The 21,243-nt window shown below is 35.9% G+C and carries 30 protein-coding genes; 15 read left to right on the top strand and 15 right to left on the bottom strand.

Annotated elements, in window-relative coordinates:
- Positions 1 to 267: 267 nt before the first annotated feature.
- Positions 268 to 2,256, bottom strand: coding sequence for a TonB-dependent receptor (locus MTZ49_RS09105; protein WP_264745238.1), 1,989 nt, complete (start codon positions 2,254 to 2,256; stop codon positions 268 to 270).
- 243 nt (positions 2,257 to 2,499) lie between these two features.
- On the opposite strand from MTZ49_RS09105, the gene MTZ49_RS09110 reads away from it, so the two are divergent.
- A complete protein-coding gene (locus MTZ49_RS09110) occupies positions 2,500 to 2,775 on the top strand; it encodes a metal/formaldehyde-sensitive transcriptional repressor (protein WP_264745239.1) in 276 nt (91 codons plus the stop codon).
- Between the two features lie 35 nt (positions 2,776 to 2,810).
- Here the strand turns inward: MTZ49_RS09110 and MTZ49_RS09115 are convergent, their stop codons facing one another.
- The 3 genes from MTZ49_RS09115 to MTZ49_RS09125 are packed head-to-tail and all read right to left on the bottom strand — an operon-like array spanning position 2,811 to position 4,917.
- Positions 2,811 to 3,725 (bottom strand): endonuclease/exonuclease/phosphatase family protein, encoded by a 915-nt coding sequence (locus tag MTZ49_RS09115; protein WP_264745240.1) that lies wholly within the window; start codon positions 3,723 to 3,725, stop codon positions 2,811 to 2,813.
- Positions 3,726 to 3,759: 34 nt separating this feature from the next.
- Positions 3,760 to 4,398 (bottom strand): FMN-binding negative transcriptional regulator, encoded by a 639-nt coding sequence (locus MTZ49_RS09120; protein ID WP_264745241.1) that lies wholly within the window; start codon positions 4,396 to 4,398, stop codon positions 3,760 to 3,762.
- A 9-nt stretch (positions 4,399 to 4,407) separates the two neighbouring features.
- Positions 4,408 to 4,917 carry a GNAT family N-acetyltransferase gene (locus tag MTZ49_RS09125; protein WP_264745242.1) on the bottom strand — a complete coding sequence of 170 codons (510 nt, stop codon included), beginning with the start codon at positions 4,915 to 4,917 and terminating at the stop codon, positions 4,408 to 4,410.
- A 328-nt stretch (positions 4,918 to 5,245) separates the two neighbouring features.
- On the opposite strand from MTZ49_RS09125, the gene gshA reads away from it, so the two are divergent.
- The 3 genes from gshA (at position 5,246) to MTZ49_RS09140 (ending at position 8,786) form a co-directional block, all read left to right on the top strand.
- Complete coding sequence (gene gshA / locus MTZ49_RS09130; RefSeq protein ID WP_319804728.1) at positions 5,246 to 6,817, top strand: glutamate--cysteine ligase; 1,572 nt, start codon at positions 5,246 to 5,248, stop codon at positions 6,815 to 6,817.
- Positions 6,818 to 6,853: 36 nt separating this feature from the next.
- Positions 6,854 to 7,876, top strand: a complete 1,023-nt coding sequence (locus tag MTZ49_RS09135; protein ID WP_264745244.1) for a DUF4272 domain-containing protein — start codon at positions 6,854 to 6,856, stop codon at positions 7,874 to 7,876.
- A gap of 76 nt (positions 7,877 to 7,952) precedes the next feature.
- Entirely contained in the window at positions 7,953 to 8,786 is an 834-nt protein-coding gene (locus tag MTZ49_RS09140; protein WP_264745245.1) for a DMT family transporter, read from the top strand.
- Here the strand turns inward: MTZ49_RS09140 and lysC are convergent.
- From lysC to MTZ49_RS09185, 10 genes are all read right to left on the bottom strand, one after another.
- Positions 8,769 to 9,038, bottom strand: a complete 270-nt coding sequence (gene lysC, locus MTZ49_RS15810; protein WP_413774142.1) for an Rz1-like lysis system protein LysC — start codon at positions 9,036 to 9,038, stop codon at positions 8,769 to 8,771. The genes MTZ49_RS09140 and lysC overlap by 18 nt on opposite strands.
- A complete protein-coding gene (locus MTZ49_RS09145) occupies positions 8,980 to 9,330 on the bottom strand; it encodes a hypothetical protein (RefSeq protein WP_264745246.1) in 351 nt (116 codons plus the stop codon). Before MTZ49_RS09145 ends, lysC begins: the two co-directional genes overlap by 59 nt.
- A 143-nt stretch (positions 9,331 to 9,473) precedes the next feature.
- Positions 9,474 to 9,833, bottom strand: a complete 360-nt coding sequence (locus tag MTZ49_RS09150; protein WP_264745247.1) for a DUF1353 domain-containing protein — start codon at positions 9,831 to 9,833, stop codon at positions 9,474 to 9,476.
- 135 nt (positions 9,834 to 9,968) lie between these two features.
- Complete coding sequence (locus MTZ49_RS09155; RefSeq protein WP_264745248.1) at positions 9,969 to 10,559, bottom strand: hypothetical protein; 591 nt, start codon at positions 10,557 to 10,559, stop codon at positions 9,969 to 9,971.
- A 133-nt stretch (positions 10,560 to 10,692) separates the two neighbouring features.
- Entirely contained in the window at positions 10,693 to 10,818 is a 126-nt protein-coding gene (locus MTZ49_RS09160) for a hypothetical protein (protein ID WP_264745249.1), read from the bottom strand.
- Positions 10,819 to 11,025: 207 nt separating this feature from the next.
- Positions 11,026 to 11,445 (bottom strand): structural protein, encoded by a 420-nt coding sequence (locus MTZ49_RS09165; protein WP_264745250.1) that lies wholly within the window; start codon positions 11,443 to 11,445, stop codon positions 11,026 to 11,028.
- On the bottom strand, positions 11,442 to 11,762 hold the full coding sequence (locus MTZ49_RS09170; protein ID WP_264745251.1) for a phage holin, lambda family: 321 nt from the start codon (positions 11,760 to 11,762) through the stop codon (positions 11,442 to 11,444). The genes MTZ49_RS09165 and MTZ49_RS09170 overlap by 4 nt, the downstream gene beginning before the upstream one ends.
- Positions 11,710 to 11,898, bottom strand: a complete 189-nt coding sequence (locus MTZ49_RS09175; RefSeq protein WP_264745252.1) for a Com family DNA-binding transcriptional regulator — start codon at positions 11,896 to 11,898, stop codon at positions 11,710 to 11,712. The genes MTZ49_RS09170 and MTZ49_RS09175 overlap by 53 nt, the downstream gene beginning before the upstream one ends.
- A 137-nt stretch (positions 11,899 to 12,035) precedes the next feature.
- On the bottom strand, positions 12,036 to 12,665 hold the full coding sequence (locus tag MTZ49_RS09180; RefSeq protein ID WP_264745253.1) for a hypothetical protein: 630 nt from the start codon (positions 12,663 to 12,665) through the stop codon (positions 12,036 to 12,038).
- Positions 12,666 to 12,875: 210 nt separating this feature from the next.
- Entirely contained in the window at positions 12,876 to 13,307 is a 432-nt protein-coding gene (locus MTZ49_RS09185; RefSeq protein ID WP_264745254.1) for a hypothetical protein, read from the bottom strand.
- 348 nt (positions 13,308 to 13,655) lie between these two features.
- Between MTZ49_RS09185 and MTZ49_RS09190 the strand changes: the two genes are divergently transcribed.
- The 9 genes from MTZ49_RS09190 (at position 13,656) to MTZ49_RS09230 (ending at position 18,982) form a co-directional block, all read left to right on the top strand.
- Positions 13,656 to 14,069 (top strand): hypothetical protein, encoded by a 414-nt coding sequence (locus MTZ49_RS09190; protein ID WP_264745255.1) that lies wholly within the window; start codon positions 13,656 to 13,658, stop codon positions 14,067 to 14,069.
- 203 nt (positions 14,070 to 14,272) lie between these two features.
- Positions 14,273 to 15,043 (top strand): XRE family transcriptional regulator, encoded by a 771-nt coding sequence (locus MTZ49_RS09195; RefSeq protein WP_413774143.1) that lies wholly within the window; start codon positions 14,273 to 14,275, stop codon positions 15,041 to 15,043.
- 101 nt (positions 15,044 to 15,144) lie between these two features.
- Positions 15,145 to 15,459 carry a hypothetical protein gene (locus MTZ49_RS09200; RefSeq protein ID WP_264745256.1) on the top strand — a complete coding sequence of 105 codons (315 nt, stop codon included), beginning with the start codon at positions 15,145 to 15,147 and terminating at the stop codon, positions 15,457 to 15,459.
- A gap of 127 nt (positions 15,460 to 15,586) precedes the next feature.
- Positions 15,587 to 15,778: a hypothetical protein gene (locus tag MTZ49_RS09205; RefSeq protein ID WP_264745257.1), complete on the top strand. Its 192-nt coding sequence runs from the start codon at positions 15,587 to 15,589 to the stop codon at positions 15,776 to 15,778.
- 575 nt (positions 15,779 to 16,353) lie between these two features.
- On the top strand, positions 16,354 to 17,109 hold the full coding sequence (locus tag MTZ49_RS09210; RefSeq protein ID WP_264745258.1) for a DnaT-like ssDNA-binding domain-containing protein: 756 nt from the start codon (positions 16,354 to 16,356) through the stop codon (positions 17,107 to 17,109).
- Positions 17,027 to 17,716, top strand: a complete 690-nt coding sequence (locus MTZ49_RS09215; RefSeq protein ID WP_264745259.1) for a replication protein P — start codon at positions 17,027 to 17,029, stop codon at positions 17,714 to 17,716. The genes MTZ49_RS09210 and MTZ49_RS09215 overlap by 83 nt, the downstream gene beginning before the upstream one ends.
- A 38-nt stretch (positions 17,717 to 17,754) precedes the next feature.
- The gene (locus MTZ49_RS09220) at positions 17,755 to 18,099 is read left to right on the top strand and encodes a Mor transcription activator family protein (RefSeq protein ID WP_264745260.1); all 345 of its coding nucleotides are present in this window, start codon (positions 17,755 to 17,757) and stop codon (positions 18,097 to 18,099) included.
- Between the two features lie 17 nt (positions 18,100 to 18,116).
- Positions 18,117 to 18,374, top strand: coding sequence for a hypothetical protein (locus MTZ49_RS09225; protein ID WP_264745261.1), 258 nt, complete (start codon positions 18,117 to 18,119; stop codon positions 18,372 to 18,374).
- Positions 18,375 to 18,475: 101 nt separating this feature from the next.
- Entirely contained in the window at positions 18,476 to 18,982 is a 507-nt protein-coding gene (locus MTZ49_RS09230) for an endonuclease V (protein WP_264745262.1), read from the top strand.
- A gap of 9 nt (positions 18,983 to 18,991) precedes the next feature.
- Here MTZ49_RS09230 and MTZ49_RS09235 read toward each other — a convergent pair whose 3' ends face one another.
- Positions 18,992 to 19,297, bottom strand: coding sequence for a YceK/YidQ family lipoprotein (locus MTZ49_RS09235; protein ID WP_264745263.1), 306 nt, complete (start codon positions 19,295 to 19,297; stop codon positions 18,992 to 18,994).
- Positions 19,298 to 19,485: 188 nt separating this feature from the next.
- On the opposite strand from MTZ49_RS09235, the gene MTZ49_RS09240 reads away from it, so the two are divergent.
- Positions 19,486 to 20,331: a toxin-antitoxin system YwqK family antitoxin gene (locus MTZ49_RS09240; RefSeq protein ID WP_264745264.1), complete on the top strand. Its 846-nt coding sequence runs from the start codon at positions 19,486 to 19,488 to the stop codon at positions 20,329 to 20,331.
- 44 nt (positions 20,332 to 20,375) lie between these two features.
- Positions 20,376 to 21,236 (top strand): pilin, encoded by an 861-nt coding sequence (locus MTZ49_RS09245; RefSeq protein WP_264745265.1) that lies wholly within the window; start codon positions 20,376 to 20,378, stop codon positions 21,234 to 21,236.
- Positions 21,237 to 21,243: the final 7 nt, after the last annotated feature.

Here is a 21,243-nt window from a genome sequence, read left to right on the forward strand (position 1 = left end):
TGTTGTGTAAGCGACTATTTGAATTGTGCACTACCAAGCTGGCTACAGTAGATAGGGAGCTGTGCGCTAGTTTGATATAAGCTTTTAAAAGTTATTCCGATTCTGACAGGACATGATCGGCCTATTTCTCAAGCTGAGCGATGAGCGACGCAAAAAGTGAACAGTTCAACAGTCGCAAAGCATAGCAGTGCGTATAGCGAAGATTGGCGAGGACTATAGTTTACAGAAGTATACTTGTCAATTACACCAAAGTGGCTGTTTTTGGTATTAGAAACTTATTTTTACCCCTAAAGTGACATTTCTGCCTGGTTGCAGTACATCATCTTTAATAAATGAGTTGTGGTTACGGTATTTGCTGTTGAGTAGATTGTTACCTTTTAAATAGATTTGATAATCAGTTTGCGCTAGTTTGCCATGGTAAGTGAGGCTGGCATCCACTAGGTTATAGCCGCTGGTTTTGCTTTCATAGTGGGCGGTTTTGGTTTGTTTAAAGTTGTGGGAGTAACCTACTGAGCCATCCATGTTGTTGGTGATACTGGTATCTAGTCTTACCCCTAAACGAGCAGGGGACATACGGGGAATATCACCACCGCCATTTTTTAGTTTGCCCCGTACATAATCGCCAAAGAATGTGGTAGCTACACGATCTGTGAGTTGCAAGCGAATATCACCTTCTATCCCTGTTAATACAGCATCTTTTTGGGTGTAGGCAATTTCTCGATAGCCACCACCTATGTTATTACCTGTATCGGCTGCATAGATAAAGTCTTTAATTTGGTTACGATAAACACTAACTGTAAATTGGGTGTCGCCTGCATATTTACGTAGGGTTAGGTCAATATTGTGGGAGGTTTCTACATCGAGTTTGGCGTTACCTAGTTCTACGGTACGGCTAGCCGCGTGTGGGCCATAGGCATAGAGTTCTTCAACAGTAGGCAGACGTTGTGAGCGAGAGAGGGATAAGCCTAGTGAATAGTCGTCTATAAAGTTCCAAACAGTCCCTGCTGAGAAGGAGGTGCCATGATGGTTTTTATTGGGCTGTTGGTTGTTGGTGGTGATAGCTTGCCATTCATGGCGTACACCTAGTTCATAGCGCCAGTCGTTAATGGTGTATTCTTCTAATAGGAAAACGGCATGGTTTTTGGTGGTAGTGGAGGGAATGTAGGCTTCTTCACCTTTAACACTAAAGTTACGGTGGTAGGTTTGGCCACCAATTACCCCGCGCCAGCCCCAAAGTGGTTGGTGGGTAAGTTCGACGCGCATATCGTTGGTGTTGCCCTTAAATCGAGTGGCTACTTCGCCACCTTCTTTTTCATCGTGTTGGTAGTCGGTATGTGCGCCACTGAACTTGATAGCTTCAAAACCAGCAAAAGGGTCTTGGTATTCACCCCGTAAATCCCAACGACGTTGTACCATTTCAATATAAGGAACACCCTCTTCATCATGGTCATGACTATGACCACCGCCACCACCGTGACTACCGCAGTGCCATTGAGTACCGTGAGTATGACAATGGGCATGTTCATGGGCAAGTAGACCATAGCGGCTGTATTGTCTACTAAAAGAAGTACCTATATAGCCATTATCGGTAATCCAACTAATGCCTAAACTGCCATTATTGCTGTCGTTGTAAGAGCCTTTTTGTTTATGTTCATGGTCTGGTATACGGTATTCATCTTGGTTACGTTTTAATCCTTCAGCACGGATAGCTACATTACCTGTCCCAGCAGTAACACCTACTAGCCCTGTGCTTTCATTGGATACTTGATCCATACGGTATTCTGCGTCGCCTTCATAACCTTTAGCAGGTACATAGGTGGGGATTTTGCTATCGACTATATTGACTACACCACCAATGGCACCACCCCCATAGAGTAGGGTAGCTGGGCCTTTTAGTACTTCAATCTTTTTAGCGAACATAGGTTCGATAGCAACATTGTGATCTGCGCTGATGGTGGAGGCATCCATTACATCCATGCCATTGCTTAGCACTTTTACCCTTGCACCATCTAATCCTCTGATAACTGGGCGACTAGCGCCAGCACCAAAGCTACTAGAGCGTACACCTGATAAGTTGTTGAGTGTTTCACCTAGGGTGGCTTGTTTATTTAGGGTGAGTTTATCTCCCTCTAGTATTTCTGAGGGAGTGGTCATTTGTTGTTGGTTTTTGGCCAGTGGATCGGCTGAAATGGTGATGGCAGGTAAGGCAATATCGGCTAGTTGTTCAGCATCTTCAGCCAAGCTGAAATCAGCCATGATTAAACCAAATAATGTGTACGATAGTTTTGAGTAGTTGTATTTCATAGTCAATACTTATTTTGTAATGTTATAATGTAACAATTTAAAATGAAACGTTATAATATTACATTTTGAAATATTTGCAAGATGATAACTAATAAAAAAGTGGCTATTGGTAAATAGGGGGGTAGATAAAAGGTTTTTGCTAGTTTTTTAGAAAGTATAATACTGTATCTTAGTATATTTTATTGGATTGTTTTTATGGCACATACTCTTCGTGATAAGAAAAAATTGTTAACTCGTATTCGACGTATTAAAGGTCAGGTGCAGGCATTAGAAAATGCTTTGGAGCAACAACAAGAGTGCATTAATATTTTGCAGCAGATTGCGGCTATTAGAGGGGCGGTTAATGGGCTGATGTCGGAAGTTCTTGAGGGGCATATCAAAGAGCATTTAGGTGCAAAAGAGGCGTCTTTTGAGGAAAGGCAAGCAGATGTAGAGAAGGTGGTATCGATCTTAAGGTCTTATCTTAAATAAGCTGTCTCCAGTAGTAGCATTTATGGGAAGTGTTATTAAGGAAGATAATTAATCCAAATAGGTTTATGGTCTGAGCCTTGCCAGCTATAACTGCCTGTTGCCATTACTTTCTTAGGATTACGTACGAGTGCATGGTCAATTGATAGTAGTGCAGGTTGCCATGTTGGACGAGCTCTAGGGCTTGTTAAATGGATGTTAGCAGTTTGTATAAAGTCCTGAAATACAGGTGAAAAAGCAGTAATATTCATATCACCTAAAACAATAACGTTGTTTTTTTCCTGTTGTATTTGTTGTGCTAGTGTTTTTAGTAAGTGATTGCGATGTTGCACCAATGTTTCGTCAATAGGTGGTGGTGGATGAATACCGTAAACTACCAGACCATTTGCTAATTCCGCACGAATATAAGGATAGCTGTTATTATTGGCTGTATAAAATACTTCACAACGGGTGAGTGGTAATCGAGAATATAGAGCCATACCATAGGGGGAGTCACTGTATTCTGTGCAGTGTTGGGTTATGTTTGCTAGAGGTTGTAGTGCCTTTCCCCAAGCAGAGGAGGTTTCTGTGAGAAAAATAATATCACTGTTATGGTGGATTAGCCAGTTACTTTCTGCCTTTATATGGGTATTTGAAAAAAGTACGTTGTAGCTTAAAAAGCGAACTGGGGTAGTTTGTTCAGCGTTATTTGTATGGCTATTAGGCCAAGGAGTAATACACCAGTATAGAGCAGCCATTGCACAAATGGCAAAAAATAGCCGCAGTTTTTTATTTGTTATACAGATACAACCCAGCGCCATAAGAACTGTATAGTAAGGGACGAAGTGGGCAAATAATTCAAGTATCCAATATAACCTTCCAAGCTGACCTATAAGTAGGCAGGCCAGTGATAGCCACGCCATAATCTGTAGTCGCTTTTTAAGTAAAGACTTTAGGCGTGTTATTGTTATCATAAATTTATACATCCGTGTAATTACTTAAATTGAGTTATGAGTGTAGTTTGTTTTGCATTAGCTTTGCTAGTGCTTTATCGGTTGCTTTTTCGCTGTTTGTTAATCCTTGTATAACACCTTGTTGATTGTCTGCGGTTTTGTTTTGGCTTAGTTTACGTTTGCCTTCTATCTTGGTGATGGTTATTTTTACCCCAATAATGGCTTTTAGCATAGTTTGGATATAGTCTTGAGGTGCATCTTTTACTTGCCAAGGTTGCTGGCGGTTTTTTTCGTTGGCGTTAGTTAGTTTGGTGACAATGTCTAGTAGGGTATTAGGTTCTTCTATAAATTCAATAGTGCCATAGGTGTGTACGGCAATGTAGTTCCATGTAGGAACTTCTTTATGATGGATTTGTTTACTAGGGTACCAAGAGGGCGTGATATAGGCATCTGGCCCTGTAAAAATAGCGAGTGCTTCAGTATTGGTTAAAGATTGTTGCCATTGTGAGTTGGCTTTAGCAATGTGACCATAGAGTGTACCTTGTTTACCTTCTGTTTCTTCTAAGTAAAGGGGTAAGTAAGTGGCTATTAATCCTGAGGGATGTTGCGTTACTAGGTTGGCTGTTTGAATTTGCCGAATAGTGTTGAATAAGGATTGTTGGTCATTGTCTTGAAAGTGTTTTGGGATATACATGGAAGCACCTTATAGGTCTTTGCGTAATATATAGTCTGTTTGGTTATCATCACCTAGCAAAAAGCTATGTTCACCTGTTTTGTAGAAGTCATTTTTTTTGTAAAAGGCTAGTGCTTTGCTGTTATCTTTCCAAACACCCAACCAAATATAAGATTTTTGTTGCTCTTTGGCTAGTTCTATTGCTTTGTTGAGGAGTATCTGTCCTAAGTTTTGACCTTGAAAAGCTTGTAGTAGGTAGATTCTTTCTATTTCCATTGCTGTTGGGTCATCGTCTTCAGTTTGAGCTGTTTCTATATTCAGTTTTAAGTAACCAGCTATTTGGTTATTCATTTGTAGTAGGTAGAAAGATGAATGCGGATTGTTTAGTTGTTGTTTTAATGCTGTTTGGCTTAATACATTGGTTAGGTAGTCTTGAATATCTTGTTCTGTATTAACAGCTGCAAAAGTTTCATAAAAAGTTTGTTGAGCAACAGTTTGTAGAGCATTGATGTCTTCTACATTACATTTTTTGATAAGCATCGGCAATACCAGATGTGAAGGATTATTGTTTTATATAATTCTCATAGTAATAAATATTATTGCCTTTATCAACGTTCAGTTTTATAAAGTCTATTATTTTAAATAGTTTATTAATTTCAAATGATTAGGTTGGGTCTTTAGTTTTTTTATTAAGCTGAAGGTAGTTTGAGATAATTAATCTTTCGGATAATTAATGTGTTTTTGCTATATTACAGACCTTTATTTGTTTTATACTTAAGGTTTGGTTTTTAGCGATAGTTATTTTGCTATTGAAGTGGCAAAGGCGTTAGCTATGCTTAGTAACAGAGGCTTTTCAGAGAGGTTTTTTGTGAGTCAACTATTTACAGAACGTCTAAATTTGTTGCATGAGGCAGTACCTTTAAAACTACTTAATCAATGTCTACATGGTATTGAAAGAGAGAGTTTGCGGGTGACTTCAGAGGGTAAGTTAGCACAAACACCTCATCCTGTAGTACTAGGCTCTGCTTTAACTAATGAAAAAATTACTACAGATTATTCTGAGGCTTTATTGGAGTTTATTACGCCAGCAGAGCCTGACACAGCAAAGACAATTAAAGATTTAGCGGATACTCACGCATTTGTGGGGCAATCATTGCAAGATGAGTTATTGTGGAGTTCATCGATGCCTTGCCCATTACCTGATGAGAAGGATATTCCAATTGCTTATTTTGGTACTTCTTTAGCTGGGCAAGTACGTCATATTTATCGCCGTGGTCTTGCTGTACGTTATGGTAAAACCATGCAGTGTATTGCTGGGATTCATTATAATTTTTCTTTGCCTGAGGCATTATGGCCAATTCTGCAAGAATCTGAGGGAAATAAGCAGGATATATCGTTTTATCAGTCTGCACAGTATATTGCGTTAATCCGTAACTTTAGACGGTTTAGCTGGTTGTTAATGTATTTGTTTGGCGCTTCGCCCGCATTAGATGCTAGTTTTTTAGCGCATTATCCTAACCATAGGTTACAGCAGTTTGATAAAGATACGTTTTATTTACCTTATGCCACTAGTTTGCGGATGAGTGATTTAGGCTATCAGTCGAATGCTCAATCTGGGTTAACACCTTGTTATGATGATTTATCAACCTATATTGATAGTTTAAATAAGGCGATTAAAACGCCTTACCCTGCCTATGAGAAGATAGGTACTAAAAAGGATGGTGAATGGATTCAGTTAAATACTAATATCTTGCAGATAGAGAATGAGTATTATTCGAGTATTCGTCCTAAGCGTGTGGTGAAACGCAGTGAGCGTCCTATTCAAGCATTACGTCGTGCAGGTATTCAGTATGTGGAAGCGCGTTGTCTGGATATTAATCCATTTATGCCATTGGGTATTGATGAAACCACCAGTTATTTCTTAAATAGCTTCTTGCTGTATTGTGCTATTCAAGAAAGTCCTTTAATTGTTCAAACAGAATGTCGTTTAGCAACTGATAATTTCTTAACCACTGTGAAAGAGGGGCGTAAACCAGGCTTAATGTTACAGCGTGGCGATGAGTATATATCACTAACAGAGTGGGCTAAAGAGTTGTTAGCTGATATCACAAAAACAGCAGAGTTGCTTGATAAGGCATGTGGTACTGATAAGCATAGTTTATCGGTATTGGTACAGCAGGCTAAGGTGACAAATCCTAATTTATTGCCTTCTGCACAGGTGATGTTTGCTATGGAAGAACAGCAATTAAGTTTTGCGGAGTTTTCATTACAGCAAAGTAAAATTCATAGTGAAAACTTTAAGAAACAGTCTTTAGATGCAGCGGTTAAGCAACAGTATGTGGATTTGGCTAAGCAATCAATAGCTGAACAGGAAGCGTTGGAAAAAGAGAGTAGTCAAACGTTAGATGAGTATATTGCTGAATATATAAATAACGTTTAATAGTTGTGTGTCTGGATTAGTATAGCGAGGTTTGAGATGTCAATATTGGTAAATGCTTATTCTACGGTAACTAATCCGCCAGCTATTCATTTTCCTTGTGAGCGTTTAAATCAGCGTGGGTTGGATGATCCTGAGTTGATGGAACATCTTAATGGTTTTATAGGTTATGTGATGCAAGCAGGTGATGGGCAGATGAATGCGCGTCGTTATGCGTTGTATCGCCATATTCAAAGGGTTAAGCATCAGTTTAGTTTTGAAATTGAGGAAGATAAACTGAATGAGTTTGCGGCATGGGGTTGGCAGGCTAATGTAATCGTGTATATGCCTGATGGTACTATCCGTAATCCTAATGGGGTGGTTTTACAATATCCTGATGGTAATATTGATTTGGATGCAGATGTACCTTATCCAGCAGAAGCATTGCAGCGTAAAGCAAAATCTGAGCAGTATTTAGAGACATTGGGATTACATACGCCGATTAGTTTGCCACCTGTAGTAGCTGAGTCTGAGGTAGTATTAAGAACCCCTGACGAGGTAGCTAAACGTGCTTTGGCTGTGATGTTAACCTCTATTCAAGCTGAAAGTTTTCGAGATGATGAAGCTATTGACCCTATGGAGTTTGAAGAACGCTGTCCAATGGGGGTAGCAGCTTTATCAGATAATGAACGTGATTTTATTCATAGTAAGCAGCCAACAGAGCAGGATATAGTTAATATGTCTTGGCGCTATGAGGCTTTGTTGCCTTTGCAGTGGGCTATTAATTGGCAAGCGGAATTGCCTTTTGCTGATAGTGTTTGTGATGTTTCATCATTAGTAGAAAAAGGCATGCAATTTAGTGAACAGGGAATTACTACAGTGACCTTAAGGTCGGTCAGTGAGTTGTTGGATGCTTTAGATTTACATTATCGTTTGCATTGGATAGCACGAGATTTTCGAATTAAGGAGAAGCAACTGCCTGCTTCTATTATGGAGGGCGTTATTCAAGAGCGCCATCATGCTTTAAATTGGTTAACTTGTTTTGAAAACGCTGATTGGGATGATGTAGATACGCCTACTTGATATTTTTTATTTTGTCATACCATTGACATAATGTTTGTATTAAATTGATAGGTCCTTTTTAATTGGCTAGTTAGTCATGCCTTTATCCATCTTTTTTGTTTTATTATTTGCGGCTGCTTTGCATGCTACGTGGAACACTATTGTTAAGCAGGCAGATGATAAGCTGTTTACTGCGCTAATGGTTGCTTGTGTTGCTGGTGGTATAAGTGGTTGTGTATTACCATTTGTGCCATTGCCTGCTAAGGAGAGTTGGCCATTTTTAGGTAGTTCTGTATTGTTGCAGGTGGTGTATGTTGTCTTGGTAGCTAATGCTTATCGTATAGCAGATATTAGCCAGACCTATCCTATTATGCGTGGTAGTACACCGTTGTTAGTAGCAACTATTGGGACTTTATTTTTAGGTGAGCATTTATCACTTATAACATGGGTAGGTATTGGTTTAATTGGTAGTGGTATTGTAGGGATGTCTTTAGGGAAGTCAGTTAATTATCGTGGTTTGATGATTGCTTTATTGGTTGCTTTGTTACTGGCTTGTACTACTTTAATGGATAGCCGAGGGATTGGTTATGCAAGAACTACATTAGGTTATATTTTATGGCTATTTTTTTTAGCAGCAATTCCTATGTTTTTATGGATTGTTCTTTTTAAGCGCCTGCAGTTTTTGTGTTATTGGTATAAACATTATAAGTTGGTTTTGGTGGGTGGTGTAGGTAATGTGGGTTCTTATGGATTAGCATTGTGGGCCATGAATTTTGCGCCTGTCACCATCGTAGCAGCGTTGCGTGAAACTTCTATTTTATTCGCTATTGCGATTGCTGCCCTTTTTCTAAAAGAGAAAATTTCTTTGTTGCGTTGGTTGATGGTATTTGTCATTGTGATAGGTGTTGTAACATTAAGGTTGGCTAGTTGAATTATCATTTTGCCAGTTAATTAATGCATCAGTTTGGTCTGCACAGAGCGCAAGGTTTTTGCTGATTATAAGGGCACATTCATAAAGTTCACCATTGGTTTTTGGTTGGCAGTCTTTAATGGATAGACGTTCACAAGCTGTAATTACTGGAGGGGTAAGCCTTATAATTTGGCTTTCAGTGATAATTTGTTTATCAGTACAGGCTATCAGGAATAGGCTGATTAGCCCAGTTATAAATGGTTTTATCTTCATGTTGTTGCCTTTTGAACTGCTGGGTTAGTTGTTTTGCTTGCTGTTGTGTTGCTAAGCGTTTTTGCTCTAAATCGTTAATGTAATTTCTATTTTGTTGTGCTTGTTTCTCGAGTAGATCAATAGCTCCATTGAGATTTTTATTGACTTGTACCAGCTGATCTATTTGTTGTTCTGCTTGATTAAGTTCGTTACGTATTTTGTCACGCTGATTTTTGATTATGGATGTGTAGATGATAAGTAACAATAAGATGATGATTAAACCAATAATTGGGTAGTTGAGTAGCTTTTGCATTAGCAGCTCCGAGCGCTTGTTTGTTAGCCCTTGGTTATCAAGTAACTCAGAGTGTTATTATCAGAAAAATTGTGTGTTATTTATTTTGGTTTGAGTAAGAATAGTTACTGTAGAGAGCTATTCTAAAACACAATCAATAGTTATTAATCTTGCCAACTTCCTTTACCGCCAATACGTACAGCGTAATACATAAGGTTGGCTAGTAGGTAGTTAGTACCACATTCTCTTAGCGCATCATAAAAGATTTTATCTGCTTGTTTTCTACCAAAACGATTAGTTAGGTGGTTATAGATGTAGTCATGTATTACTGCTGGGCGACGTGTTCCAGAAGTACTTGGATTAACAATACGCCATGCAATGCGTGGAATACTTGCAAGATCAGTGGTAAAACCACTTGGTACATTAATAAGACCATATTTGGGATGGTCATAGGTTAGTGGTTCGGCTAGTTGCCATGTACCACTAGGAACTACTTTAAGGATTAAGTCATTTAAGAAAGGCATCAGATTTACCCCTAAGTTAACTAAGAAATGGTTAATATGATGGTTAGTTTAATAGTCTAGATAGGGATTAGATTGTTGCTGTAGCAAGAAAAAAAGGGTTTAAAAGAAAGGCAATCTAGTTGCTCTTGGGTGTGATTAGGCACGAATTGCGAAAAGTGTTTTTTGTGCAGATGCTTTATCACTTTTGATGATAAATGTATTTACTTGTTGGTTTTGGATAATAACAATATGGTATTGATCTTTATTTGAACCAATATTTTCATAGAAATAAATTTCTTTATTACCTTGTTGGTATTTGGTGACTAATGTGTTGTTATTTATATTTAGAGTATCAAAAAATTGTTTCTCTTCTTCTGCTAATAAATTTGTGTCCATTAGTTTATAAAGAACTTTAATAAAGTCTACAGTAGTTAAACCTCTACTTTCTAGCTCCTCTAATATATCTTTATAAGCCATGTTGTTTTTTGAAATATGTTGTGCTGTAAGGTGTTTTTTTGCATTTACATAGAGTAATAGACTAACGTATTGATCACTGGTAATTGTGACAGGTGTACTATTTATAGCAGTAATAATGTCATGAAAAATAATGTTATGGCCTTTTGATATAGGTTTGTAGTTAAAAACACCTTGTCTAACAATGGGTAAGTTATTAGTTTGGATATTTTGTTGTTGGTAAATTTGTTTAAGATTATTTAAAGATTGTTGAAGCGTTGTTAATGTATTCATATTTTCCCTTAAAGTTTTAGTGATTAAAAAGGCTAACAATTGTTAGCCTTAAAAATTAAAAGTAATTTTTATAAATAATGGATATTGGTTATTTCATAAATAGGTTGACTCTAAAACCACTTCCTACATATTTTCAAGACTCTTTGCCTTTTTGGTTAAAGTGTTCTTCTGAGTCTGTTTGAGGATTACCCATGCGATCAAAGCTATATGCTACAGGATAATCTCCCATTGCGAATACAGGATGTTCTACTGGTGGCATATGGCTAATGTATTGCCAACCCTATTCGCCTAGTGCATCTAATTCTTCTTGTAAGCGTGGACCAATATCAGTATGTACAGACGATACAAATTGTGTTACTGGGCCATAAATCTCCATATTTCTTCAAGTTTAAGAAGACTATCGAGTAATTCTGGTGTCATTTTAAAAGTAGTTAAGTTATTTTTCTTTTTACTAAAGCAAGAAAAATTAATTTTTAGCAAGTTCAATAGCTCGCTCAATAAGCTCTGTGCTGTAGTAATGATAATAGAGATTACCATTTTCTACTGCAGTAATGGCTCGCACTAATTCTATGAGTACTGAATTACTGAGGTTTATTGTTTGCTTTGGTAAGACACCTAGTGTTGTACAAACACGCATAATGTAGCCTTGAGTGTTATTTTCATTAGGTGGGGCGTAGCGATGGATGATTGATTCCACTGTATTTAATCCGTATTTATCTCGATAGGTGAACATAATCTTCACCATCGCACGCAGCCCATGAATTGAATCTTTAAACTGACAAAATGATTTGTCAGTACGTTTGTCTTGGGGAACTAATCCTTGCCAGTTACTACCCCAGCGAATATTGCCAGGGTTGTTATTTCTAATACCTCTAGGTAGGCTCATTGGTCATCCATCCTTTTATTAATCGTTTTTAAAATAAAATTTCTGAGCGCTGTTACACCAATAAAGCCAATGGCACCACCAATGGTGATAGCAGCACTATCAGGAAGACTAAATATTTCAATTAAACTAGTAATACATAGTGATAAGGCACCACAAATAAGTGCTTCCAGCATCACTCTGGTAGGTTTAGTATTTTTATCATCATAGAGAACACGTAGCATGGCGATTATGGAGGCCATAATCGCACCCTGCAATGTAGTGCTTTCAGTCATGGCTATGCACAGTATCTGTAAGAATGATGGGTCTTTGTTTGGCATGTTGTGTTTCCTGTTTAGTAGATTGGGTGTAATAGTTAACTTGTTTACAACGATTACACTTAATTTCTACTTCTGAATAATCACTAATTTTGGCTAATAATTTGTGACATTTTTTACAACGAAATTCCTTTAGCATCGTTTTTTCCCAAGACTTTTAGAAGTTGTTTGAGAAACTATTATGCTAGTAGAGAAGGGAGAATTCTTTTTGTTTGAGCATAAGAATTTGAGCATAAAAAAAGGCACATTGTTATGTGCCTTTAGTGAGTATATGTATTATATTTTTTTACTAGGTAAAGTAGCCCGTGGTGAGGAACGCGAGCCTGACCGGTGATTAGGTGGCCTATGCATATTGCTGTTATTGTTAGGTTTTGTTGGAGTAACGTTATTATTATTTTTACCAATAGGAGCAGAGGGTAATGTAACATTTTGGTTTTTATTAGGTGGACGTTGGTGGTCGTGGTGTGGTGGACGATGATAGTTATTACCATAATAATAGTTAGGGTAGTAATTATTACGATAATTATAACCATAACTATAACCAGCATTATAATTGTTATTTGTTTGGTTTGAGTTACTTGCAACAGTATAGCTAAAGTTATAGTTATGCACAGGGGTATTAGTTGTCTCTGTAGATTTTTGAGCAGCAGCAATTACTTTTTCCTGAGCAATTAGTTTTTCTTCTTCTGAAAGATTAGCGTGGCAACGAACAACTTTTTTATTGTTATTATTTAAGTATTCGGTACAAAAGCCAAAATTTGTATCTTTTGTTTGTACATGAATGATTTTTTCGTTATTGCTCCCACAACCATCTTCTGTATTTGTAAAACAAGGACTGCTATAGGCTATGCTGATTGGCATAGCAACAAGGGCAATGGTAAATGTTAATTTCTGTAATTGATTCATTTTATTTACCCCCAAAAAATGGGTTATATATGTCATTTTAATTTTAAAGTATTTTTTTAGGATAATAAATACTTTAGCTAGGAAAGCAAACATATGTTTGATCTGGTCTTTTTTTTCATATACTTTATTTAGGTTTCCTCTAATTTAAACCATAAAATGGTACATTTGTTGTATAGCGATGTTTAAGGTTTTTAAGGACTAAGACCTCCACTATTTATTAGATTTTTTTCCTATCTTTGCACTAGGTAAAGTTACATTTTGATTTTTAGGGCGATAGTCTTGGTAATAATTATCATCCTGAAAACGATCAGGATAATAGTATATATAGGTATCGCCTCCAGAATAATTATAATTATTTCCAGAATAGTTATCACTTCTAGAGTAATTACTGCTAGAAGATGCTGGCACAGAAGTATAAGTGGTTCCTTGTACTGCTCTAATATATGAATTAGTATTCCCTGTTGCTCTATTAAGTTGTAAGTTTGAAGCAGTAGAGTAGCAATACATATTACGTTTTTTGTTTTCGTCAAAATACTCTATACAAAAACCATTATTTGAGTTTTTTGTTGTGATATTAATAACTGGTTGTTCAGTATTGCCACAAGTACCTATATCTGTATAACAAGAATTGCTATAACTCATAGTTATACTACTACAAATAAGGGTAGTAATTAGTATTATCTTTTTTATGTTATCCATTTTATTTTCTCCCCTATAGCATACCCATTTTCAGTATTCGCTATTTAAGTTTTTTTAAAATAATAAACATATTATAGTAAGTAAGCAAACATGCGTTTGAATAATATTTGTTTGAATATCTTTATACATTTGATTATTAAGGAATTATTGATGTATGTTTGTTACAAACAGAAATATATTTTTATAAGATGAGAAATAGATACCTTCAGTAAAAGTATTCTAATTAGAAAGATTTATTGTGGTTTTCAGTGTATGATATTAATAAGTTTAAGTTATGGAAATAAGTACAACGTGAAGAAATATCTTTATTCAACAGCATATTTTGTAGTTGTTGGTTTATTGTTTGCCACTTTATTAATGATGGTACCTGTACAGATAATGGCTTTTATGCAAGGCAATAAAGGTTTTGTCAGTATATTGCAAAGTATTATTATTATTCCTTTTATTGCAGCTGTTGCGGGTAGTCTATTAGCAGGTATTCCTGTGGTAATTACAGGTTTTTCTATGGCTTACTTTAATCGTCTCCCTATGCCTATTTTTATAATAGCTACTGTATTGGTAGGTGTTGTATTAGAGTTTATTTACTGTCAGTTATTATCTGTTAAAGCTGATTATGTGCCTATTATTTTAATTGTAACAGTGGTTACTACATTATTTTTATGTCTTAGCTGGCGGTTATGGATAGATCCTCGTATTAGCGATTAATCTATTAAAAATACCAATAGAACCTATAAAATAAAAATAGATATGCCTAATTAATAGGTTAAATTATCAGTATGCTTATGAAAATGCGTGACATTTGAATATAGATATACTATTATAATATGGAATCCTGACTATTTTAACCTATAAAATAGCTATGTTTATATTTCACCTGATGGTATTCCTACTTAAAATAGGAAAAGGTTATGATGCAACTTAAAGATCGTATTAAACAAGCACGTAAACACGCCAAATTAAGCCAAAAGGAATTAGCTGATAAAATTGGTATTACACAACCTTCGCTTTCTGAATTAGAAACAGGTAAGTCACAGTCAACATCTTATATTGCGTCCATAGCGAGAGCTTGTGGCGTAGATGCTTTTTGGCTAGAGTCTGGTCAAGATAATATGGTTAATTCTTCTACAATCGTAAAGACTGCTGAGAAACAAGGTCGTTATTATCATACTAACTTGGAAGAAAACACTACAGATCCTCAATTATTAACTCATCCAGAAATGCTACCTATAGAAGCGTGGGATGATAATACTCCATTGGAAGATGATGAAACAGAAGTTCCATTCCTGAAAGAGGTAGAACTTGCAGCAGGATCAGGTAAGTTTGCGATTACAGAAAGTCATACCAGAACTAAATTACGATTTGGTAAAAGTACACTTCGTAATAAAGGAATTAATCCTAATAAAATAGTTTGTGTGACAGTAAAAGGTAATAGTATGGAGCCTGTTATCTTAGATGGTGCTACTGTAGGGGTTGATACAGAAAATACAGCCATTGTTGATGGTAAAATTTATGCAATCGCTATTGATGATGAACTGTTACGGGTTAAATTACTTTATCGATTAGCAAATGGCCAAGTGCGTGTTCGTTCTTTTAATCGTGAAGAATATGAAGATGAAACCTATGACCTTAAAGATATTAAAGTATTAGGTCGAGTATTTTGGTACTCTGTACTGCTTTAATAAATTAAAATAGTGCCTATATTTATATAGGTATACCTATTTACTTTATTAATATTTCCTTATATACTTGCTCTCAGTGATCTCATTGGGAGTAAATAAGTATGCTAAATGGACAAATAAGCTATGATTTAGCTTTACCATCAGAAAATACTTTAGATAACTATATTACTGAACAGGTTAAAAAACTATTAACGACCTGTAGTTGCCAATTAGTTACTGGTAAAGACTATGAGTTGGAAGTAGCAGCTCAGGCCATTAATGGCTTAGTTGGGGAGCATGAAACAGCAGATGTTTATCTCTATGCGGCCATTGAACGTCAAGACTGGCAGGAAGTAACAAGAATATATCAAACGGTTTTTCGTCCTAATATTTATCAAGCTGCTTATCAAGTAGTGGCAAGATGTTATTCTCTTTAATAAATACTTATATCTTTTAATAATCTAATAAAATATTAGCTAAGATCAGTTTTATTGATAGATATAAAAATTATAATCACATCACAAAATTTAAAAATAATCAAAAATTGCTAAGGAGATAATTATCATGGCAGAAGTAACTATAAGAATTGTTGATAATGATAATGGCAATGTTAGTCTTATTATGGAAGCAATACCACCTTTGCAAGGAACTGATAAAGACACATTTACTGAGGCTCAGCAATTAGGTATAGCATTTATGGAACACATTGTTAAACAAGGGATCAAGAATTTTATTAAATCAACTAATGAGAATTGATATTAAGCTTATTTCATCTGTTACTAACATTTAAATAGTAATAACTCACATTATTTTGAGTAGAGATAAAACCCTTGTTTTGCTGCTTTTAAAAAATAATCTAATGCTTGATTATAGTCTTATTTAACATAAAGGCTTTTTGGTAATAGCTACCTACCATCGTTTGAGCTATAGCATTATTTTCATCGGCAGCCAGTCAAAAGTATTGATATGCCTTTGCATAAGTTTTAGTTAAATAGGCTTTTTTCCCTTCAGCTAATAGATGAAAAACTAAGTAGCAAAATTTAACCAGTTTTTCACATTAATCATCCCTTATTCAGGATAAGAGGGGACGTTTTAGCATTAATGCAACAAAATAAAATTATAAAAAAATAGTTGCATATCTGTTTACCTATAACTATAATATAGGTATTCCGATTTAAAAGAGTATTTTAAATCTTACTTTAATCATTATATTGTTTGTATATCAATTCATTTGAGTTGTGAATTCGTTTGTCTTGGCTACCTATATTTTATATAGGTAAATAGATGAAAGTAAATAATTTATAGGTAATTTAATAATTAAGAGGTGTTAAATGGCAAATCAATGGTTAAGACTCTGGCATGATATGCCCAATGATCCTAAGTGGCGTACTGTTAGTAGACTTTCTAAACAGCCAATTGCTACAGTAATGGCAACCTATATTCATTTATTAGTTGTGGCTTCTCTATCAGAAGAGCGAGGCACTGTACAAATAAATGAAGAAGATTTAGCCAGTGCTTTAGATATAAAACCAGAAGAAATAAAAGCAATTCTTACTGCAATGCAAGGAAGACTATTAAAAGGCAATAAACTAATAGGTTGGAGTAAACGTCAACCATTGAAAGAAGATGGTTCAGCCGAAAGGGCAAAAGCGTGGCGAGAAAGTAGAAAAAAACAATCAACAAAACAAACGAACGCAACTGAACTACAAGAGAAAGATACAGATAAAGAAAAAGATACAGAAATAAATACTCTCTCTAAGAGTAATTTAGAAAAACAAACGGATCAAACTTTTACTATGTTTGAAGATTGGCAACCAGCTGAAGATTTTTCTAATTACTTGATAAAACTAGGAGTAACCCTTGAGCAACAACAAATTCCACAAGCAGTTCTACAAGAGTTTGTGTGTTTCTGGTGTAGCAAATCTGATATTAAAAAAACGCAACAACAGTGGTATCACGCTTTAGCACAGTCTTACCAATATGCCTTAAACCGAGAAAAGTATTATGGAAAAACTAAGCGATCTGCTCAAAAAGCCACTGGAAGTATCAGCACAACAGCCACCGACTTTAGCTGGTTATCAGAGTGAAGCCTTAGAGAGTCAACAAGCGATGATGAATGTGAATAAAGTCTTTACCACGATACGCGCCACTTATCCAGCGTGGTATGAGAAATATTACCGTGATCAAAAAAGTGAGCAGGTAGCAAAACGCATTTGGTTAACTGGTATTAAAGAGTTAACCACTAATCAGGTAAATAATGGTTTGCATCGCATGGTGTTGGAATGTGAATTTCCACCGAAATTAAAGGAGTTTATGCAGCTAAGTAAACGAGTAGATGGCTTAGTTTGTTTGGATTTAGCATGGGGAGAGGCATTAATAGGTAGTTATAGTCACCCAGTTATTAAAGCAGCAGCGGAGTTAACTGGTATTTTTGAGTTAAAGCAGGCGAGTTATGACAATCTTTCTCTTAAAAAACGTTTTGAATATTACTTTATCCAAGTAACTGAAAACTTTACCAAAGGTAAATCACTTAAAGAAGTTGAAAAGAAATTAAATAACACAGCTGATTGTATTCTTAAAGCAGTTGAGCAGCAGTTAGAAGACAGAGTTAAACAACGAATTAAACAACAAGGTATTAATGAACAGAACGCAAGAGCAACTTGTTTAGCATTACTAGGTATTAAGCGTCACTAGTACAAGCATATTGATTGAATAAAAGGAGTAGCACAACAATGGCATCCATTCAAGCACAGCGTAAAAATGAACTTTTTAGTGAGCTAGCAGAAAATATCAAATTTGAATTGATGAAAACGGGATTGACTGAAAATGAAGCTGGACAAAAAGCTGAAGAGATTACTTTTAACCTTTATGAAAATTGGCGAGGGCTTTCAATTGTTTTTCCAATGAATCCTCAACGCTATATGGAAAAGTTAAAAACCAAGATTTTAGCAGAGTTTAATGGTCGTAATAGTACCGAAATCGTACGTAAATATAAAATTTCTGAAAATATTCTATACCGTTGGAACAGAGACTATTTACGCAATAAGCAACAACAAACAGATACCATCAATAACTAACAAAGAGGTAATGTAAAATGTCTAAACGTTGTGATACTGATTGGTTTCGAGTGATTTGTGATTTAAATAAATTTAACCTTTCACTGCAAGCCATTTCTAATATAATTCAAGTGCCTAAGCCTACTATTGTAGGCTGGAAACAAGGAGCAGAACCAAAGCATGGTGATGGTGAAAAATTAGTGAAGCTATGGTGTAGTGTAACAGGAGGTTCTCGTACTGACCTACCAGGCATTAGTAAAGATGCTTGGTGGAGTTACCATTTCAAAATGGGTTAATATTAGGCAAGTAAAATTAACTATTGTGGTCAAGAGTATTTTGAATACCAATGAGAGCAATAATGTGCAAGACGTATTTAATAAGATGAAAGAGATTAATAATGCTGCTAGCGATAGATGTTTATTACTTCCAAGAGCAAGCTAATGCGGCAGGGGTACTTTTTAATGATTGGTCTGATGAAAAGCCACAAAGTGTTATCATTGAACGTTGCACACAAGTAGCTGCCTATGAATCTGGACAGTTTTATAAAAGAGAACTACCTTGCATTTTACAATTATTGAGTGTGATCACTGAACCTATCGATTATATTATTGTTGACGGTTATGTTACGTTAGGTGCAGAGAAAAAAGCAGGGTTAGGCATGCATTTATATCAGGCACTGGGAGCACAGAACAAAACTATTCCTATTATTGGGGTAGCAAAAACTCAATTTGCAGGTACACCTATGGAGTGTGAAGTGTTGCGGGGGCAAAGTCATCAACCACTTTATGTGACTGTAGTAGACATTGAGCTAGAACAGGCAAAACAGGCTATTAAAAGAATGCATGGAGATTATCGGCTACCTACCTTATTAAAAGAAGTGGATAGGCTTTGTCGACACATATAAAAAGGCCATTTATTTATGATTGTAGTAAATAATGGCATCTATAGGCACAAATAAAGTATCTAAAATCAAAGATAAAGGAAAATCTAATACAGCCAAAGGTGCTAAAGATATCATGGCTGTATCTCGGTTGGCACAATCATCATACCAAGTACATTGCACGCCTTCGTTAATAATCTTAGCATCAGCTGCAATGCCAGGATAAAAAGGTGGCTCATAATTACCTGAAGAATAATTAACACCATGAGTAATAGAGCTAGCACATCCCGCTAGTGATAAAGCTATTATTATAAAAAGAGTGTGTAAAAAAATGCGCATAAAATGGCTACTCTATTTTTAAATTATTTTCTTAATTATCCATTAATTCATCACCTTTAGCAGTATAATCAAAGGTCGAATAGTCTTAAATAGAATTTATTTTAAGGTACAATAAATATTGTTATTTATAATGATTGTAAATCAGCTAAACTTACATCGTGCTAAGTAGTGAGTGAAGGATCGTACAGATGTTGTCATATAAAAGGTATACAAAATTAATCATTGGCTTATATGTGCTGTTTAGCTCATTGGTTATGGCTCAAAATGATGATAACAAAGCATGGCAACAGTTAAAAGCAAAAGAAGGGATGGTTATTGCCTATTTTAAAAAGCATGGAGAGCGCACGTATGCACGCACAGAAAGTATGTACTACCGCAAACTACTTAGAGTAAATAAAACAGATAGTTACCAAGTTCAAGATTTTTATACAAAAAATAATGTTAAGCAAATAAATCCAATTATCTTAACAGATGTTAAAGATGCCTATAATTGGGAACCAAAAAGTATACAGGGAAAAATTACTTACTGGAAAAGCGATGGCAGTAAAGAAGCTGAGGCAACCTATTTGCAAGGAAAATTAGAGGGTATCTATCAAACTTGGTATAGCTCAGGCCCATTATATTCAGAAAGTTTTTATAAAGAGGGTAAGTTACAAGGGCGTTACACTATTTGGTATGAAACTGGAGAAAAAGAAGAAGAGTCTTTTTATGTAGACGGTGACTTACAAGGTAGTTATAAAGAATGGTATCAGTCTGGTCAACTCGCTTATGAAGCTAACTATGAGGATGACTATGAGTCTGGTACAGTGAATTATTGGCATGAGAATGGCCAACTTGCAGAGCAATATACACGCCTTAATGGTAAGTTAGAGGGGGTGTATAAAACATGGCATGATAATGGTCAACTTGCTTCAGAAAAAACCTATAAAGAAGGAGAAATAATAGGAGAGGCAAAAGGATGGGATAAACAAGGTAAATTACTTTATACCCATCGTTATAAAAATGGCCATATATTGTGGCCTCAGAAACTATAAGCGGCTGATTTAAATAAACAGAATAATTATAGTGATAGTGAAAAATGGGACTAATTCGATATTTGATAATAGTGGCAAATTGTATATTAGTAGCTAGCAATGGTTGGGCTGCTGTTAATCCACTGACTGTGCAAGATAAAGGTGAGCAACAGTTTGTAACAGGGTTCGTGTTAGGTAGTGTAGTGGCTTATGCGTTACATAACTATTACAGCTATTATCAGCAATGCCCAGAATATATTGAGGTGCTAAACCTACCTGATATTAGTTATTTTGAGGATAGTCCATTGGCTAGTGTGAGTGTTAATAAACAATGTACGTTGAGCATTCACTATAAGGATGAGGCAACGATTGTAGAAGGCTTACGTGGTAAAACACTAACTATTAAAGAGGCGATGACTTCAGGTAAAGAGGAGCAGAGCTTTACAGGGCAGTGCAGCTTTAATGGCGACAGTCGTTATGCGCCTGCTAAAGATTGTCAATTGACCGAGCAGCAACAAACAGCACTTACACCACAAGTGCTAGCATTAGGCACTTGGTACAGCAAACTCTATAGTGATCAAGGTGCTGTTCCTAGTCTAAAAGCGCCTATGAATGAAGCTGTATTACTTGCTTTTGAACAAAAAAAACTGCTCACTAACTATTATATTAAACACGGGCAATGTCCTAAAGATAATCAGATTTTAGGTGTTTTACCCGCAGTGGAAATTACCGGTGCTTTTGTGGAAAGTGTTGTGGTTGAGGGGTGTGATATAATTGCAACATTAAAAAATCAAAAAAATCTATTTCCAGAGTTACGGGGTAAGTCTTTAATTTTAAGAATGATACCCACTAATCAACAAGGTATTTTTAACTGGCAATGTGGATCAGACGCTGCGGTTAAATTTTTACCTAAACAATGTCAGTAGTTGTAGG

This window comes from Entomomonas sp. E2T0 (assembly GCF_025985425.1).
In the GTDB taxonomy this organism is placed as follows: Bacteria; Pseudomonadota; Gammaproteobacteria; order Pseudomonadales; family Pseudomonadaceae; genus Entomomonas.

Coding starts and splice junctions, on each gene's coding strand:
- MTZ49_RS09200 (WP_264745256.1), top strand. CDS start 15,145: ATGCTAAATGGACAAATAAGCTATGATTTAGCTTTACCATCAGAAAAT.
- MTZ49_RS09170 (WP_264745251.1), bottom strand. CDS start 11,762: ATGCCAAACAAAGACCCATCATTCTTACAGATACTGTGCATAGCCATG.
- MTZ49_RS09175 (WP_264745252.1), bottom strand. CDS start 11,898: ATGCTAAAGGAATTTCGTTGTAAAAAATGTCACAAATTATTAGCCAAA.
- MTZ49_RS09240 (WP_264745264.1), top strand. CDS start 19,486: ATGTTGTCATATAAAAGGTATACAAAATTAATCATTGGCTTATATGTG.
- MTZ49_RS09195 (WP_413774143.1), top strand. CDS start 14,273: ATGATGCAACTTAAAGATCGTATTAAACAAGCACGTAAACACGCCAAA.
- MTZ49_RS09185 (WP_264745254.1), bottom strand. CDS start 13,307: ATGAGTTATAGCAATTCTTGTTATACAGATATAGGTACTTGTGGCAAT.
- MTZ49_RS09225 (WP_264745261.1), top strand. CDS start 18,117: ATGTCTAAACGTTGTGATACTGATTGGTTTCGAGTGATTTGTGATTTA.
- MTZ49_RS09150 (WP_264745247.1), bottom strand. CDS start 9,833: ATGCCTTTCTTAAATGACTTAATCCTTAAAGTAGTTCCTAGTGGTACA.
- MTZ49_RS09160 (WP_264745249.1), bottom strand. CDS start 10,818: ATGCCACCAGTAGAACATCCTGTATTCGCAATGGGAGATTATCCTGTA.
- MTZ49_RS09220 (WP_264745260.1), top strand. CDS start 17,755: ATGGCATCCATTCAAGCACAGCGTAAAAATGAACTTTTTAGTGAGCTA.
- MTZ49_RS09135 (WP_264745244.1), top strand. CDS start 6,854: ATGTCAATATTGGTAAATGCTTATTCTACGGTAACTAATCCGCCAGCT.
- MTZ49_RS09235 (WP_264745263.1), bottom strand. CDS start 19,297: ATGCGCATTTTTTTACACACTCTTTTTATAATAATAGCTTTATCACTA.
- MTZ49_RS09115 (WP_264745240.1), bottom strand. CDS start 3,725: ATGATAACAATAACACGCCTAAAGTCTTTACTTAAAAAGCGACTACAG.
- MTZ49_RS09155 (WP_264745248.1), bottom strand. CDS start 10,559: ATGAATACATTAACAACGCTTCAACAATCTTTAAATAATCTTAAACAA.
- MTZ49_RS09205 (WP_264745257.1), top strand. CDS start 15,587: ATGGCAGAAGTAACTATAAGAATTGTTGATAATGATAATGGCAATGTT.
- MTZ49_RS09140 (WP_264745245.1), top strand. CDS start 7,953: ATGCCTTTATCCATCTTTTTTGTTTTATTATTTGCGGCTGCTTTGCAT.
- MTZ49_RS09165 (WP_264745250.1), bottom strand. CDS start 11,445: ATGAGCCTACCTAGAGGTATTAGAAATAACAACCCTGGCAATATTCGC.
- MTZ49_RS09125 (WP_264745242.1), bottom strand. CDS start 4,917: ATGCTTATCAAAAAATGTAATGTAGAAGACATCAATGCTCTACAAACT.
- MTZ49_RS09110 (WP_264745239.1), top strand. CDS start 2,500: ATGGCACATACTCTTCGTGATAAGAAAAAATTGTTAACTCGTATTCGA.
- MTZ49_RS09105 (WP_264745238.1), bottom strand. CDS start 2,256: ATGGCTGATTTCAGCTTGGCTGAAGATGCTGAACAACTAGCCGATATT.
- MTZ49_RS09245 (WP_264745265.1), top strand. CDS start 20,376: ATGGGACTAATTCGATATTTGATAATAGTGGCAAATTGTATATTAGTA.
- MTZ49_RS09215 (WP_264745259.1), top strand. CDS start 17,027: ATGGAAAAACTAAGCGATCTGCTCAAAAAGCCACTGGAAGTATCAGCA.
- lysC (WP_413774142.1), bottom strand. CDS start 9,038: ATGAAGATAAAACCATTTATAACTGGGCTAATCAGCCTATTCCTGATA.
- MTZ49_RS09180 (WP_264745253.1), bottom strand. CDS start 12,665: ATGAATCAATTACAGAAATTAACATTTACCATTGCCCTTGTTGCTATG.
- MTZ49_RS09120 (WP_264745241.1), bottom strand. CDS start 4,398: ATGTATATCCCAAAACACTTTCAAGACAATGACCAACAATCCTTATTC.
- MTZ49_RS09230 (WP_264745262.1), top strand. CDS start 18,476: ATGCTGCTAGCGATAGATGTTTATTACTTCCAAGAGCAAGCTAATGCG.
- MTZ49_RS09210 (WP_264745258.1), top strand. CDS start 16,354: ATGGCAAATCAATGGTTAAGACTCTGGCATGATATGCCCAATGATCCT.
- MTZ49_RS09145 (WP_264745246.1), bottom strand. CDS start 9,330: ATGCAAAAGCTACTCAACTACCCAATTATTGGTTTAATCATCATCTTA.